General features: G+C 60.3%; 15 protein-coding genes. 11 read left to right on the top strand and 4 right to left on the bottom strand.

What is annotated here, in order from left to right; all coding sequences use genetic code 11:
* Window positions 1–224: 224 nt before the first annotated feature.
* Entirely contained in the window at window positions 225–890 is a 666-nt protein-coding gene (locus tag SSARUM2_RS10540) for a transglycosylase SLT domain-containing protein (protein ID WP_004931439.1), read from the bottom strand.
* A 109-nt stretch (window positions 891–999) separates the two neighbouring features.
* Between SSARUM2_RS10540 and ghoS the strand changes: the two genes are divergently transcribed.
* From ghoS to SSARUM2_RS10510, 6 genes are all read left to right on the top strand, one after another.
* Complete coding sequence (ghoS, locus tag SSARUM2_RS10535; protein ID WP_033638315.1) at window positions 1,000–1,299, top strand: type V toxin-antitoxin system endoribonuclease antitoxin GhoS; 300 nt, start codon at window positions 1,000–1,002, stop codon at window positions 1,297–1,299.
* Between the two features lie 131 nt (window positions 1,300–1,430).
* Window positions 1,431–2,375 carry a metal ABC transporter substrate-binding protein gene (locus tag SSARUM2_RS10530; protein WP_033638313.1) on the top strand — a complete coding sequence of 315 codons (945 nt, stop codon included), beginning with the start codon at window positions 1,431–1,433 and terminating at the stop codon, window positions 2,373–2,375.
* Complete coding sequence (locus SSARUM2_RS10525) at window positions 2,372–3,262, top strand: manganese/iron ABC transporter ATP-binding protein (protein WP_033638312.1); 891 nt, start codon at window positions 2,372–2,374, stop codon at window positions 3,260–3,262. The genes SSARUM2_RS10530 and SSARUM2_RS10525 overlap by 4 nt, the downstream gene beginning before the upstream one ends.
* Window positions 3,262–4,122, top strand: coding sequence for an iron/manganese ABC transporter permease subunit YfeC (yfeC, locus tag SSARUM2_RS10520; protein WP_033638311.1), 861 nt, complete (start codon window positions 3,262–3,264; stop codon window positions 4,120–4,122). The genes SSARUM2_RS10525 and yfeC overlap by 1 nt, the downstream gene beginning before the upstream one ends.
* Window positions 4,122–4,976 (top strand): metal ABC transporter permease, encoded by an 855-nt coding sequence (locus SSARUM2_RS10515; protein WP_033638310.1) that lies wholly within the window; start codon window positions 4,122–4,124, stop codon window positions 4,974–4,976. Before yfeC ends, SSARUM2_RS10515 begins: the two co-directional genes overlap by 1 nt.
* A 239-nt stretch (window positions 4,977–5,215) precedes the next feature.
* Window positions 5,216–6,085 carry a fructosamine kinase family protein gene (locus tag SSARUM2_RS10510; protein ID WP_033642864.1) on the top strand — a complete coding sequence of 290 codons (870 nt, stop codon included), beginning with the start codon at window positions 5,216–5,218 and terminating at the stop codon, window positions 6,083–6,085.
* 35 nt (window positions 6,086–6,120) lie between these two features.
* Here the strand turns inward: SSARUM2_RS10510 and SSARUM2_RS10505 are convergent, their stop codons facing one another.
* Entirely contained in the window at window positions 6,121–6,681 is a 561-nt protein-coding gene (locus SSARUM2_RS10505) for a YniB family protein (RefSeq protein ID WP_033638308.1), read from the bottom strand.
* Window positions 6,682–6,866: 185 nt separating this feature from the next.
* Here SSARUM2_RS10505 and SSARUM2_RS10500 point away from each other — a divergent pair, with 185 nt between their 5' ends.
* The 4 genes from SSARUM2_RS10500 (at window position 6,867) to SSARUM2_RS10485 (ending at window position 11,422) form a co-directional block, all read left to right on the top strand.
* Window positions 6,867–8,147, top strand: a complete 1,281-nt coding sequence (locus SSARUM2_RS10500; RefSeq protein WP_060426241.1) for a hypothetical protein — start codon at window positions 6,867–6,869, stop codon at window positions 8,145–8,147.
* Window positions 8,148–8,211: 64 nt separating this feature from the next.
* Entirely contained in the window at window positions 8,212–8,877 is a 666-nt protein-coding gene (hxpB, locus tag SSARUM2_RS10495; protein ID WP_033638306.1) for a hexitol phosphatase HxpB, read from the top strand.
* Between the two features lie 423 nt (window positions 8,878–9,300).
* Window positions 9,301–9,849, top strand: coding sequence for a metal-dependent hydrolase (locus SSARUM2_RS10490; protein WP_049212644.1), 549 nt, complete (start codon window positions 9,301–9,303; stop codon window positions 9,847–9,849).
* Between the two features lie 181 nt (window positions 9,850–10,030).
* Complete coding sequence (locus SSARUM2_RS10485; RefSeq protein WP_033638304.1) at window positions 10,031–11,422, top strand: L-cystine transporter; 1,392 nt, start codon at window positions 10,031–10,033, stop codon at window positions 11,420–11,422.
* Between the two features lie 63 nt (window positions 11,423–11,485).
* Here the strand turns inward: SSARUM2_RS10485 and phnX are convergent, their stop codons facing one another.
* Entirely contained in the window at window positions 11,486–12,295 is an 810-nt protein-coding gene (gene phnX / locus SSARUM2_RS10480) for a phosphonoacetaldehyde hydrolase (RefSeq protein ID WP_049196137.1), read from the bottom strand.
* Between the two features lie 9 nt (window positions 12,296–12,304).
* Window positions 12,305–13,408, bottom strand: a complete 1,104-nt coding sequence (gene phnW, locus SSARUM2_RS10475) for a 2-aminoethylphosphonate--pyruvate transaminase (protein ID WP_033653908.1) — start codon at window positions 13,406–13,408, stop codon at window positions 12,305–12,307.
* Window positions 13,409–13,563: 155 nt separating this feature from the next.
* On the opposite strand from phnW, the gene phnR reads away from it, so the two are divergent.
* Window positions 13,564–14,283: a phosphonate utilization transcriptional regulator PhnR gene (phnR, locus tag SSARUM2_RS10470; RefSeq protein WP_047567850.1), complete on the top strand. Its 720-nt coding sequence runs from the start codon at window positions 13,564–13,566 to the stop codon at window positions 14,281–14,283.
* Window positions 14,284–14,375 lie beyond the last annotated feature (92 nt).

The raw sequence follows: 14,375 nt of genomic DNA, 5'->3' as shown, positions 1-14,375 counted from the left end.
TTTGTATATTTATTGAAGGTCAGAATGCATCCAAGCGCAAAAATGTTACCGGTAACTTATTGAATGAACGTAAAGATTTATCTGCTAACGTAAATTTAACTTTTCGTGCGGTTTTTCCGATAAGCGGTGAGGAAATAACGAAAAATGAGAAGCAGCTCGCGCGCTGGAACGGTGCCGGAAACAAAATCGGCCGCGTTCAGCGGCCGATTCGACAAGAGAGAGGGTTACTGCGACATCGCCTGATAGGCGGTGGTCACCTTCCACAAATAGCGCGGTGCCTGTGGCGCCGGATGCTTTTTCTGGATGTGCTGATAAAACTCATCCGGGCTCATCTGATTGATGCGATTGACCGCCACGCGCTTGTCCGATGAGAAGGTACGCAACATGGCCCCCGCCCCGTTCACGTACGAAACGATGGTGGCATAACGCAAAGTCTGTGGGTTGTTGATCCCGGCTAGCTGCTGGCTTTGAAGAATATTGATATAGGCCGTTCCCAGATCAATATTGACCGCCGGATCCTTCAGCTCACGCGAGCTGGGTTGCCCGCTTCGTCCTTTCATGCGATAGGCGTCGCGGCCGGCGGTAGAAGCCTTAAGCTGCATCAATCCCACTGCGTTCGAGGTGCTGACCACGTTCGGGTTAAACCCGGACTCCACCTGAATAATCGCTTTAATCAGCGTTTCGTCAACGCCGTAGTTGCTGGCGGCCTGACGAATGTAATCGTTATAGGCAACCGGCGTGCCTGTGCGGTTTACCGGTGCCTGCGGAGGGGGTTTTAACCAACCGCCGCGCGTTGTGCCACTGCCTGAAATATTGCTTGCCGTTTGCGGATCTTTGGCGCACCCCGACAAAAGCAAAATTGCCGTAAGGCAACCTATTTTTGTTTTCACAGAATCCCTCACTCCTTTCAATGAGTTGCGTAGCATATACAACTTGTAAGGACACCTGCAGTAATTTTTTGGGCTAATCTCAAGCTATCCATATACCAAGAGGTGATTTATGAGTCAATCTGCAACAAACTGCTTTGTGGTGACTTTTCGCTATCAGGAAGAGGGATTAACCGACCTGGCGAAGCTGACCGGGCAATTGACGCGCGAAGGTTTTGTCACGTCGGTGACAGACGAAAATGGCGTGCACCATGAGCTCGGCAGCAACAGTTTTGCGTTCATAACCGCGCTGGATCAAGAGGATGTACAGCGCCTGGCGCAGGGGTTCGGGCAGTTGGCATTGGGAAAACAGCCGGAGGTGGCGATATGCGCCTGTAAGGACTACCTTCAGCGGTTACATACTGATACATAAAATGCTATAACTTCCCGGAGGGTATTATTTTTTCAGTTGGAGATGTACCCCGCCGGCGGTGGGCAAGTGACGCTTGACTTCGCTTCAATTGATATTGATAATCATTTTCATTTGAACCAGGAGACGTCATCATGCCATTGATAAGTTGCGCTTTTCGTCGCAGTCGCCCTTTCCGCGCTGCCACACTGTTACGCCCTTTCACGCTCGCCTGCCTGCTGCTCGGCGCCGCCTTGGTCAGCCAAAACGCGCTGGCGGAAAAAAAGCTGCGCGTGGTGACGACCTTTACCATCATTCAGGACATCGCCCAGAACGTGGCGGGTGATGCCGCCGTGGTAGAATCCATCACCAAGCCGGGCGCCGAGATCCACGACTATCAACCGACCCCGCGCGATATCGTCAAAGCGCAGCACGCCGACCTGATCCTGTGGAACGGCATGAACCTGGAACGCTGGTTCCAGCGTTTCTTCGAAAACATCAAGCAGGTGCCGGCGGCGGTAGTCACCGAAGGCATTACCCCGCTGCCGATCCGCGAAGGGCCGTATAACGGCAACCCTAATCCGCACGCCTGGATGTCGCCGAGCAACGCGCTGGTATACATCGAGAACATCCGCAAAGCGCTGGTGGAGCACGATCCGGCCAACGCGGCAACCTATAACCGCAATGCCAAAGCCTACGCAGAGAAAATCGGCGCGCTGGACGCCCCGCTGCGCGAACGCCTGGCGCGCATTCCGGCCGCACAGCGCTGGCTGGTGACCAGCGAAGGCGCCTTCAGCTACCTGGCGCAGGACTATCAGCTGAAAGAAGTCTATCTGTGGCCGATCAACGCCGATGAGCAAGGCTCGCCGCAGCAGGTGCGCCGGGTGATCGACGCAGTGCGCGCCCACCATATTCCGGTAGTGTTCAGCGAGAGCACCATTTCCGACAAGCCGGCCAAACAGGTGGCGAAAGAAACCGGCGCCAAATACGGCGGCGTGCTGTACGTAGACTCGCTGTCCACCCGCGACGGTCCGGTGCCGACCTACATCGACCTGCTTAACACCACCGTGCAAACCATCGCCAAAGGATTCGATCAATGACCCATGAACCGTTTGTCCGCCCTGAGTTGAACGTGGACGACGTCACAGTGACCTACAACAACGGACACACCGCCATTCACAACGCCAGCTTTACCCTGAGCGGCGGTTCGATCTGCGCGCTGGTCGGCGTCAACGGCAGCGGCAAGTCGACGTTGTTCAAAAGCATCATGGGCCTGGTCAGGCCCACCGCCGGCCGGGTGTCGCTGAGCGACAAACCGGTGGCGGAGGCGCTGAAAAAGAATCTGATCGCCTACGTGCCGCAGACCGAAGACGTCGACTGGAATTTCCCGGTGCTGGTGGAAGACGTGGTGATGATGGGCCGCTACGGCAAGATGAACTTCCTGCGCATTCCGTCGCGCGAGGATCGGCTGCGGGTCGACAAGGCGCTGGAGCGCGTCGGCCTGAGCGAGCTGCGCGGCCGGCAGATCGGCGAGCTGTCGGGCGGCCAGAAGAAGCGCGTGTTTCTGGCGCGCGCGCTGGCGCAACAGGGCACCGTGCTGCTGCTGGATGAACCGTTCACCGGCGTGGATGTGAAAACCGAGAATGCCATTATCGATCTGCTGCGCGCATTGCGCGACGAGGGGCACCTGATCCTGGTCTCCACCCACAACCTCGGCAGCGTGCCGGAGTTTTGCGATCGGGTGATCCTCATCAACCGCACGGTGCTGGCCGCCGGCCCGACCGAAACCACCTTCACCCAGAGCAATCTGGAGCAGGCGTTCGGCGGCGTGCTGCGCCATATCAACCTCTCCGGCCCGGATCTGCACGACGACAACGATCCGCGCACCGTTACGGTATTGACCGACGATGAGCGCCCGGCGGTGTTCTACGGCCACACCAAGAGCGATCCGCCGGCCAACAGCCAGGCCAGGGAGAAACAATCCTGATGCTGGACCTTCTGCTGCAACCTTTCAGTTACAACTACATGGTGAAGGCCATCTGGGTCAGCGCCATCGTCGGCGCCGCCTGCGCGTTCCTCTCCGCCTACCTGATGTTGAAAGGGTGGTCGCTGATGGGCGATGCGCTGTCGCACTCGGTGGTGCCCGGCGTGGCCGGCGCCTACGCCCTCGGCCTGCCCTACGCCGCCGGCGCCTTCTTTACCGGCATGCTGGCGGCGCTGGCGATGACGCTGGTGCGCCACATCACCCGGCTGCGCGAAGACGCCATCATCGGCTTTATCTTCTCCACCTTCTTCGCCGTCGGCCTGCTGATCGTGTCGCTCAACCCCACCTCGGTCAACGTGCAGTCGATCATCTTCGGCAACATCCTCGGCATCGCCGACGAAGACGTGCTGCAGGTGGAAATCATCATCGGCGTTTCGCTGCTGATCCTGTGCCTGGTGTGGAAAGACCTGCTGGCGGTGTTCTTCGACGAAAGCCACGCGGTGTCGATCGGCCTGTCGCCGCTGCGGCTGAAGATCCTGTTCTTCACCCTGCTCAGCGCCTGCACCGTCGCCGCGCTGCAAACCGTCGGCGCCATTTTGGTGATCGCCATGGTGATCACGCCGGGCGCTACCGCCTATCTGTTGACCGATCGCTTCAGCCGGCTGGTGATCATCGCCATCATCATCGGCGCATTGACCAGCGGCATCGGCGCCTACCTGAGCTTCTTCCTCGACGGCGCCACCGGGGGGGTGATCGTCACCCTGCAAACGCTGGTATTCCTCGCGGCGTTCTTCTTCGCGCCGAAACACGGCCTGCTGGCGTCCCGGCGCCGCGTGGCGCATTCGCAAACCGGAGGCCGCTGATGGACACTCTGTATCAACTGCTCAGCGAACCCTTCGCCTACCCGTTCATGCAGCGGGCGATCGTCGCCGCCATCGTCACCGGCGTAGTGTGCGCCGTGCTCTCCTGCTACCTGGTGCTCAAAGGCTGGTCGCTGATGGGCGACGCCATCTCGCACGCGGTGCTGCCCGGCATCGTGGTGGCGTTCGTGGTCGGCATTCCGCTGGCGATCGGCGCCTTCCTTTCCGGCATCTTCTGTGCGGTAGCCACCGGTTACCTGAAAGAGAACAGCCGGGTGAAAGAAGACACGGTGATGGGCATCGTCTTCTCCGGCATGTTCGCCTTCGGACTGGTGCTGTTCTCGCGCATCGATACCGACCAGCACCTGAGCCACATTTTGTTCGGCAACATGCTGGGCATTACCGACGGCGAGCTGAAGCAAACCCTGCTGATCGCCGGCATCACCCTGGCGGTGGTGCTGCTCAAGCGCAAAGACTTCATGCTGTACTGCTTCGATCCGCATCATGCGCGGGTGATTGGCCTGCCGGTCAAGCTGCTGCACTACGGGCTGCTGTGCCTGCTGGCGATGACCATCGTCGCCTCGCTGCAGGCCGTGGGGGTGATCCTGGTGATCGCCATGCTGATCGCCCCGGGCATCATCGCCTTTATGCTGTGCCGCCGCTTCGAACGCATGCTGGTGGTGGCGACGGTGGTGTCGGTGTTCTCCTGCGTGCTTGGCACCCTGATCAGCTTCCACATCGACGGCGCCACCGGGCCCTGCATCGTCATCGTACAGGCCGTGCTGTTCGTTATCGCCTTGTTGTACAGCAAGCTGCGTCCGTTACAGCGTAACCAAACCGCCCTCACCGGCGGTTAATTCCCTTCGATGCGGCGATGCCCTCTGCTCGCCGCATCGCCTGCCCCCGCTCATTGCGTTGTTGTCATCAAGTTGCAACCGGTATTGCGCTTAAATTAATCAATAGGGTATATACTTTGAGCTGGCGAGACGCTGAAAAAATCGCCGCCTTTGACGCCGGCTGTGCGCCGCGTCGTGTTTTCACCACGGGAAAGACGCTAACCTAATGAATTATCAGGCAGCACAGAGGGGGAGATACCATGTGGCAAGCCGTTAGCCGTCTGTTAAGTGAACATCTTGGCAGCGCAGAGATACGCGAAAGGATTGAACTGCCCGGGGGCGACATTCACCCGGCGTGGCGCGTGAGTTACGGTGACAACGAGGTGTTCGTGAAATGCGACGCCCGGGAACAACTGCCTATATTCACCGCCGAGGCCGATCAGCTGGCGTTGCTGGCGCGCAGCAAAAGCGTGCGGGTGCCGGAAGTGTACGGCGTCGGCAGCGATCGCGACTACAGCTTCCTGCTGCTGGAGTATCAGCAGCTGAAACCCCTCGACGCCCACGGCGCCTACTGCCTGGGCCAGCAGCTGGCGCATCTGCACCAGTGGAGCGAGCAACCGCAGTTCGGTCTCGACTTCGACAGCGATCTGACCACCACCCCGCAACCCAACGCCTGGCAGCGCCGCTGGTCGGAATTCTTCGCCGAGCAGCGCATCGGCTGGCAGCTGCAGCTGGCGGCGGAGAAAGGCATGACCTTCGGCGATATCGACGACATCGTCGATCGGGTGTATCTGCGCTTGCAGCACCACCAGCCGCAACCTTCCCTGCTGCACGGCAACCTGTGGCCGGGCAACTGCGCGATGACCGCCAACGGGCCGATTCTGTTCGACCCGGCCAGTTACTGGGGCGACCGAGAGTGCGATTTGGCGATGCTGCCGCTGTATCCGGAGCTGCCGCCGCAGATCTACGACGGCTATCAGAGCGTGTGGCCGCTGGGTGCCGGGTTTATCGAGCGCCAGCCGCTGTATCAGCTGTACTACCTGCTCAACCGCAGCAACCTGTTCGGCGGCCAGCATCTGGTGGCTGCGCAACGCGCGGTGGAGGCGCTGTTGCAGCCCGAGGCGTCGTAACGTTCCGGGGCGCCGCTCGGCGCCCCGTTCATGCCTCAGGCCGCGCCGGCCAACTGCCCCAACAGGCGGATCACGAACCAGGCGATCACCGCAATCACAATCGGCAGGATGTACAGCGGGAAGTATTGCAGGAAGATGGTGTGGTGCGGCAGCGTAATGCGCTCCTCCAGCTGCTGGCGCGTGTGCCCTTCGCTGCCCTTGGCCTGCTCCAGGATCATCTGGTCTTCCAACCCTTCGCGGATGAACTTGACCTGGCGCGACATGCGCGCGCCGGAAGCCTGCAGCGCCAGCCCGACGAAGATCAGTATGTAGATGATGATGAACATCAGATTGGCGCCGCTGAACAGGCTTTTATCCACGTCAGGCACCGGGGAGTTGTACCAGAAAAGGTTCAGGAACGGCGTATTGAAACGCACCATGTCCACCATCACGTGGACAAAATCCAGCATCACCGCGTTGATGCCCTTAGTTTTTTCACTGTGCTGGTAGACAAAGCCCAGCACGGAAATCAGCGTAGACAGCAACGCCGGGATAAAAACCACCCATCCGAGAATGCGTTTCAAAATGGCGATACGCCCGGCCTGTTGATACGTCATGTGTTCCCCTTGTTAGCGACGTAACCGAATCGGCTAAGTCTACCTGCAGTTGGCGAAGCTCGCCCACCGTTTTCTTCATTCCCGCTGTGCTACAAGCTTAGCCGAATTCGCCGAAATCAACTGCTTAACGCCGTCCGGGCACTATCATTGAAGAGATAAAGTTATCCATTCGGGCAGAGGCCGCCATGATTCGACTGATTATCTTATTGCTGGGCGCGCAGGCGCTGCACGGCCAGCGCCGCCTGCTGGTGCTGTTCGGTTGGCTGTGGATAGCCGCAGGGGCGCTGGTGCTGTTCGACATACTGCAGGATGGCCGATCCGTGCTGGCGCTGGATGCGCTGGCGGTCATCCTGGCGCTGGAGGGGCTGGTGGCGATATCCGCCGCGCTGGTGATCGGCTCTTCTGCCAGCAGGCCGGTGCTGCTGAAGGGGCTGGGCTTCGTGTTTATGGCCTTTTTAATGTTGGACGTGCCCGCAGACGATAACATCGTCGCCACCGTGGTGTTTGGCAGCGCGCTGCTGCTTGACGGCGCCGTGCGCATCGCCTCCTCCACGGTGATTCAACACAGTCGATGGAAAGCCGTGGCGCTGGCGGGCGGCGGCGAGATCCTGCTTTCGTTGATGATTTTTGTCGGCTGGCCGGCGCCGCACCGGATGACGGTGCCCTTTTGCCTCGGCGTGATGATGGTGCTTTCCGGCTGGGCTTTATTGCGTATCGCCCGGAGGCTGGCAAGCTTCTCTCTGAATCAGCACCCCGCGCGGCAGCCACCGCCCCCGGCGGACGAGGCTACGCCGCTCACGGTGTATGTCTGGACACCGATTGGTGCGGCTAAAGATCCACGCCGACGTTACATTGTCGACCGATACATCGCGGCGGTCGACGGCGGCGGCAATATCTCCACCGGTCATGCCGCCCTGGCGCTCGCGCCGGATGTGTATATCAGTCACTACCCGCTCAACGACATCAGCCATTCCGTTCAGGATTTCCGCCAGTTGCTGCATGCCGGCGAACAGAACAACGTCGACGGGCGTTTCCTGCCCGACCTGCCGGGCGAGATCGCCGCCTGGTGCCCGCCGGACAAGAAAATTCAGTTCTATCGCTATAACCCGGCGGCGCTGCGCGCATTCTGGCGGCGGTATCGGCAGGACGCGACTTACAACCTGACTCGGCGCAACTGCTCCACCACGGTCATCGGCGCGCTCGACAGCGCGCTGGAGGGCGTGCTGGGCGATAAACATCTGTGGCGCCGTTTTCTGTTATTGGTGCTGGATCCCAATCTGTGGATGCTGGCGGTGCTGCGCAGCCGTGGCGAAAGCATGACCTGGACGCCGGGACTGGTGCTGGACTATGCCCGCATGTTGCAACAGGTCACCGAGCGCCAACACCAACGCTGGTGGTTAAAATTACGCGAGGTGTGGAATATCCTTCGCTTTGGCAAAAGCCAAACGCGCAGGCAAAGATTTTAGTCTCGCCACCGGCGATGATAGAGTATCGGGCACATTCACCCGCGCCGGCAGGAGTTAACCGTTAATGGCTTATTCGCAACGCATTGAAACCGCAATTTTTGATATGGACGGCTTGTTGATCGACTCGGAACCGCTGTGGCTGCAGGCCGAGCTGGATATCTTCGGCGCGCTGGGTCTGGATCTGTCCGATCGCCACAAACTGCCGGACACCCTGGGGCTGCGCATCGATCTGGTGGTGAAGATGTGGTACCAGGCGATGCCGTGGCAAGGCGTATCGCTCGATGAGGTGTCGGCGCGGATTATCGAACGCGCCATCGAGCTGGTGCACGAGACGCGCCCGCTGCTGCCGGGCGTCCGGCAGGCGCTGGAGCTGTGCCGCGAGCAGGGGCTGAACATCGGCCTCGCCTCCGCCTCGCCGCTGCACATGCAACGGCAGGTGCTGAAGATGTTCGATCTTGAGGGCTACTTCGATCAGCTGGTTTCCGCCGAATACCTGCCGTACAGCAAACCGCATCCGGAGGTCTACCTGATCGCCGCCGAGCGCCTGGGCAGCGATCCGCTGCGCTGCATCACGCTGGAAGACTCCTTTAACGGCATGATCGCCACCAAGGCCGCGCGCATGCGTTCCATCGTCATCCCGGCCGCCGAATACCGCCACGATCCGCGCTGGGCGCTGGCGGACCACCAGCTGGAGACCCTGGAACAGCTCACCCCCGCCCATTTTGCCTGACCTGCGGCGCCGGCCACCGGCGCCCTGGCTTTGCCGCTCTGCGCATAAAGGGGATCCACGCCGCAAAACAAACGAAACAGTGTTTCATTATTATTGAATTGGCATGTTGTTATTATTATGCTGGGCGGCAGGGAAAGCGACGGCCCGCGGAGCGTTGTCACTGCCACGCAGCGCTGTTCAAGGCCGCCGCTTCCTCCCGCCGCACGCCAAACAACCGCCCTCGTTTCTTTCCGTTCCGCACCCGCCCATCGCCCGCCGTTAATTCTCACCGGTCAAAATCGATGATTTGTTACGCATTGCCTTAACAACCCGTTGTAAAACAGGGGAAAATAAACAATTGGTTACAGGGTAACTGCTTCCACTACTGGGAATTTTCCCATATACTGGATAAATTAACAGTTTACCAGCCGGAATCGCAACAGCATGACCGCGGAAGGACACCTTATATTCTCTGTCGCTTGCGCGATCTTCGCCAAGAAGGCGGAAGTGACGCCAGAACTGGCTACCGGCGACTGGTGGCACATCATACCCGCCGCGCTGCTGACCTCGCTGCTGCCGGACATCGATCACCCCAAGTCGGTGCTGGGCCAGCGTCTGCGCTGGCTCGCCATTCCTATCGCCCGCGCATTCGGCCACCGCGGTTTCACCCACAGCCTGCTGGCGATCGCCGGCGGCATGGCGCTGTTCCAGCTGGACGTGCCGCGCAGCTGGCCGATCCCGGCCGACGCGCTGCACGCCATGATCATCGGTTACTTCAGCCATCTGCTGGCCGATATGCTCACCCCCGCCGGCGTTCCACTGCTGTGGCCGTGCCGCTGGCGTTTTCGTCTGCCGCTGCTCAACTCGCAAAAAGGCAACCAGCTGGAGCGTGTGTTATGTCTATGTCTGGTGGCGTTTGCCATCTGCTGGCAAGGTGATTTCACCCTGCCGGTGCAATCCTATGTCGAGCAAATCAGAAATATTAGACTCTGATCACAAAAATCCGCTCAACCAATCACCTTCATGTATATAAAACGAACAAAAACACACAAAAAGCTATATCAAATTCCATTTGGATATAAGTAGGCCACCCGGCAAACTGTTACGATATTTACATCGCGACATACGTGATGCGTAGTCGTTTTTATAAGAAAGATGATTGGAGACATTGGGGATGAATTTTCCGCTCGTGATTAACGTGCTGGTGTTTGTCGCGCTCCTGTTGCTGCTGGCGCAAACCCGCCACAAGCAATGGAGCCTGGCGAAAAAAGTGCTGGTCGGCCTGGTGGTCGGCGTGGTGTTCGGTCTGGGCCTGCAGCTGGTGTACGGCTCCGACAACCCGGTACTGAAAGAATCCATCAGCTGGTTCAACATCGTCGGCAACGGCTATGTGCAACTGCTGCAAATGATCGTCATGCCGCTGGTGTTCGCCTCGATCCTGAGCGCGGTGGCCAAGCTGCATAACGCCTCTTCTCTGGGCAAAATCAGCGTCCTGACTATCGGCACGCTGCTGTTCACCACGCTGATCTCGGCGCTGGTGGGCGTACTGGTCACCAACCTGTTCGGCCTGACCGCCGAAGGCCTGGTGCAGGGCGCGCAGGAAAGCGCGCGCCTGACGGCAATCCAGACCAACTACGTGGGTAAACTGGCCGACCTGACCGTGCCGCAGATGGTGCTGTCGTTCATCCCGAAAAACCCGTTCGCCGATCTGACCGGCGCCAGCCCGACGTCGATCATCAGCGTGGTGATTTTCGCCACCTTCCTCGGCGTGGCGTCGCTGCAGCTGCTGAAAGACGACAAGCCGAAAGGCGAGCGCGTGCTGGTGGCTATCGACACCCTGCAAGCCTGGGTGATGAAGCTGGTGCGTCTGGTCATGAAACTGACGCCGTACGGCGTGCTGGCGCTGATGACCAAAGTGGTTGCCGGTTCCAACATTCACGACATCGTCAAGCTCGGCAGCTTCGTGGTGGCCTCGTACATCGGCCTGGCCATCATGTTCGTGGTTCACGCCGCCCTGCTGGCCTTCACCGGCGTTAATCCGCTGAAATTCTTCCGCAAGGTGTGGCCGGTGATCACCTTCGCCTTCACCAGCCGCTCCAGCGCCGCCAGCATTCCATTGAACGTGGAAGCGCAGACCCGTCGCCTGGGCGTGCCGGAATCCATCGCCAGCTTCTCGGCGTCGTTCGGCGCCACCATCGGCCAGAACGGCTGTGCAGGCCTCTACCCGGCAATGCTGGCGGTGATGGTTGCGCCGACCGTCGGCATCAACCCGCTGGATCCGGTGTGGATCGCCACCCTGGTCGGCATCGTCACCATCAGCTCCGCCGGTGTGGCGGGCGTGGGCGGCGGCGCCACCTTCGCCGCGCTGATCGTGCTGCCGGCGATGGGCCTGCCGGTGACGCTGGTCGCGCTGCTGATCTCGGTCGAACCGCTGATCGACATGGGCCGTACCGCGCTGAACGTCAACGGCTCCATGGCGGCGGGCACCATCACCAGCCAGCTGATGAAGCAAACCGACAAAACCGTGATGGACAGCGAAGACGAAGTCGAATTGGCTCACCGTTAACGCCGTCTCAAAACGAAAAAACCGGGGATTCTCCCCGGTTTTTTTATGCCCCGCGCCCGGTCGTTACGGCCGCTCGCCGTCCGCCAGCCGCCGGTTGATGTCGGCGATAACGCCCGGCAATTGCGCCAGCGTGTCTATCACATAATGTGCGCCCGCCGCATACAGCTTATCGGCGGCCGCCGTACGGCGCTGCTCGATCTCTGCCGCCGCCATTTGGCGGTACTCCTGCCAGGTCGCGCCAAACTCGTTGCCGGACAGCGCCAGCCCGACGCTCCACATCCCGGCGTTCAGCCCTTCATGAATGCCTGGCACCGCGTCGTCCACCTTCACGCAGTGCGCCACCGCATCGATGCCCAGCGCGATGGCGTTCTGCAACGCCATCCACGGCCCCGGCCGGCCACCTGCTGCGAGATCGTCAGTGGCGACCCAGTAATCCGGCGCGTAGCCGCGCTGCGCGGCGGCAGGCACCAGCACCTCCATCACCGCACGCGGATAACCGGAGCAGGAGCCGATTTTAATGCCCTGTTCGCGCAGCCCGGCAATCACCTGTGGCACACCCTCGATGGGATCGGCGAAGTCGATCACTTTGGCGATTTGCAGCGGCATAAACGCCTGATACAGCGCGTCGATATCCTGGTGGCTCATCGAGCGGCCCAGCTTCTGCCGCCAGCGCGCGTCGACCGCCGGCAGCTTGCCCAGCGCCTCGATGTGCTGCCATTTGCCCAGCCCCATCGGAATGCGCGCCTCCGCCAGGCTGATGTCGATATCGAAGGTTTGTTTGAACGCCTCGACGAAAATCTGCGTTGGCGCAAAGGAGCCGAAGTCCACCGTGGTGCCAGCCCAGTCGAGGATCACTGCGTTGATCTGTTTCATGGTCAATCCTTATTGATTCCAGTACATCGCCTGCCCGACGGCCGCCAGCAAACGTTCGATATCTTGTGGATAAATTTCCCCGATGTTGCCGATGCGGAAGCAGTCGCTCTGCGACACTTTGCCGGGATAGATCACAAACCCTTGCTGTTTCAGGCGCTGATAAAATTCGGCGAAGCGGTAAGTGTCGGCCTTTGGCGAATAGAATGCGGTGATGATCGGCGAATGCAACGCATCATCGAGCAGAGTCTCAAAGCCCAGCTCGCGCATGCCCGCCACCAGCCGCCGCTGATTGGTTTGATAGCGGCGGTGGCGCGCGGCAATGCCGCCCTCTTGTTCCAGCTCTTTCAGCGCCTGCGCGAAGGCCAGCACGGTGTGGGTCGGCGACGTAAAGCGCCATTTGCCGGCCTGGTCTTCCATACAGCGCCACTGGGCATACAGATCCAGCGACAGCGAGCGCGAGCGGCCGGCGCATTTCTCCAGTTCGCTGCGGCGGGCGATGACGAAAGCGAAGCCCGGCACGCCCTGAATGCATTTGTTGGCGGAGCTGATCAGAAAATCGATGCCCAGCGCGTCTACATCCAGCGGGATGCCGCCGAAGCTGCTCATGGCGTCGACGATAAAGGTCTTGCCGTTGCGCGCCGCCAGGCCGGCGACCTTCTGCAGCGGGTTGAGCATGCCGGTGGTGGTTTCGCAGTGCACCATGGCGATATGGCTGATGCGCGCATCGCTTTTCAGCACCGCCTCCATCGCCGTCACGTCCGGCTCATTGACCTCGCCGCAGTCGAAAGCGTGGTGGTCGATATCCATCAGCCGCGCCATTTCGATCATCCGCGCCCCATAGGCGCCGTTGTTGACGATCAGCAGCTTGTCCTGCGGGCCGATGGCCGTGCCCAGCACGCCCTCCACCGCAAAGCTGCCGCTGCCCTGCAGCAACACCGAGGTGTAACCGGCGGACGGCGTCGCCAGCGCCACCAACTGCTGCCGGATGCTTTGCACCACGCCCAGGTTGTAATCTTCATCCCAGGTGCAACTGTCGAACAGCATCGCCTCTTTTACCGTTTTCGACGTGGTCAACGGGCCGGGGGTCAACAGCAGGTAGTTTCGATCGGACATGTTATTCACCTATTTGGTCTATACCAGATTGCAGGCATTGTGGCGGAAAATTCCTTCCCTGGTCAAACGACAAAGCGCGGTGAAACAAAAAATTCATCTGGCTATGTATAATAAGCGCGTGCCGGAATGACGGGCCGATGCCATAGCGAGATGAAATGAAAGAACATCAGGGCGAAATGCCCCACTACCTGCAGATCAAGGATCAGCTTCAGGCGCGCATCACCCGCGGCGCGCTGCAGGCGGGCGACAAGCTGCCTTCGGAGCGCGAGCTGTGCGCCATCTTCTCCACCACCCGCGTTACCATTCGCGAGAGCCTGGCGCAGCTGGAGGCCACCGGCGCCATCTATCGCGCCGATCGCCGCGGCTGGTTCGTCACGCCGGAACGGCTGTGGCTGGATCCGACGCAGAACACCAACTTCCACCGCCTGTGCCAGGAGCAGGGGCGCGTGCCGCGCACCGCGCTGCTGTCCGGCGAAAAAACCACGGTGCCGCTCGACGTGATGCAGCCGCTGGCGCTCGAACCCTTCGACCAGGTGTATCTGCTGCGCCGCGTGCGCTACGCCGACGGCCGCGCCATCTGTTATTGCGAAAACCACTGCCTGCCGCAGCGGGTGCCGGAACTGCTCAGCCACGATCTCAACGGCAGCCTGACCGAAGTCTATCAACAGCATTACGCGTTGATTTACAGCAACATGCACCTGTCGTTCTACCCGACGGCCCTGCCTTACCGCGCCGCCAACGCGCTCGGCGCCATGGTCGGCCTGCCCGCCTTATTGCTGCGCCGGTTGAATTACGACCAGCACGGCCGCATTCTTGATTTCGATATCGAGTACTGGCGCCACGACAGCCTGCGCATCGAAGTCGATACGCTTTAACCCCGCATGACAGGGGCTGCGCCCGCCGCCCCGCCTTTCTCCCCCACGCCCAATTCCCCGTTGCCGGCAAATATATTTTGCCGCTTTCATTT

It is taken from the genome of Serratia sp. K-E0102 (assembly GCF_029962625.1).
In the GTDB taxonomy this organism is placed as follows: Bacteria; Pseudomonadota; Gammaproteobacteria; order Enterobacterales; family Enterobacteriaceae; genus Serratia; species Serratia sarumanii.
The sequence above is the reverse complement of the archived record's forward strand: the minus strand, read 5'-3'. Positions and strand labels throughout refer to the sequence as shown.

Coding starts and splice junctions, on each gene's coding strand:
- ghoS (WP_033638315.1), top strand. CDS start 1,000: ATGAGTCAATCTGCAACAAACTGCTTTGTGGTGACTTTTCGCTATCAG.
- SSARUM2_RS10530 (WP_033638313.1), top strand. CDS start 1,431: ATGCCATTGATAAGTTGCGCTTTTCGTCGCAGTCGCCCTTTCCGCGCT.
- SSARUM2_RS10525 (WP_033638312.1), top strand. CDS start 2,372: ATGACCCATGAACCGTTTGTCCGCCCTGAGTTGAACGTGGACGACGTC.
- yfeC (WP_033638311.1), top strand. CDS start 3,262: ATGCTGGACCTTCTGCTGCAACCTTTCAGTTACAACTACATGGTGAAG.
- SSARUM2_RS10515 (WP_033638310.1), top strand. CDS start 4,122: ATGGACACTCTGTATCAACTGCTCAGCGAACCCTTCGCCTACCCGTTC.
- SSARUM2_RS10510 (WP_033642864.1), top strand. CDS start 5,216: ATGTGGCAAGCCGTTAGCCGTCTGTTAAGTGAACATCTTGGCAGCGCA.
- SSARUM2_RS10505 (WP_033638308.1), bottom strand. CDS start 6,681: ATGACGTATCAACAGGCCGGGCGTATCGCCATTTTGAAACGCATTCTC.
- SSARUM2_RS10500 (WP_060426241.1), top strand. CDS start 6,867: ATGATTCGACTGATTATCTTATTGCTGGGCGCGCAGGCGCTGCACGGC.
- hxpB (WP_033638306.1), top strand. CDS start 8,212: ATGGCTTATTCGCAACGCATTGAAACCGCAATTTTTGATATGGACGGC.
- SSARUM2_RS10490 (WP_049212644.1), top strand. CDS start 9,301: ATGACCGCGGAAGGACACCTTATATTCTCTGTCGCTTGCGCGATCTTC.
- SSARUM2_RS10485 (WP_033638304.1), top strand. CDS start 10,031: ATGAATTTTCCGCTCGTGATTAACGTGCTGGTGTTTGTCGCGCTCCTG.
- phnX (WP_049196137.1), bottom strand. CDS start 12,295: ATGAAACAGATCAACGCAGTGATCCTCGACTGGGCTGGCACCACGGTG.
- phnW (WP_033653908.1), bottom strand. CDS start 13,408: ATGTCCGATCGAAACTACCTGCTGTTGACCCCCGGCCCGTTGACCACG.
- phnR (WP_047567850.1), top strand. CDS start 13,564: ATGAAAGAACATCAGGGCGAAATGCCCCACTACCTGCAGATCAAGGAT.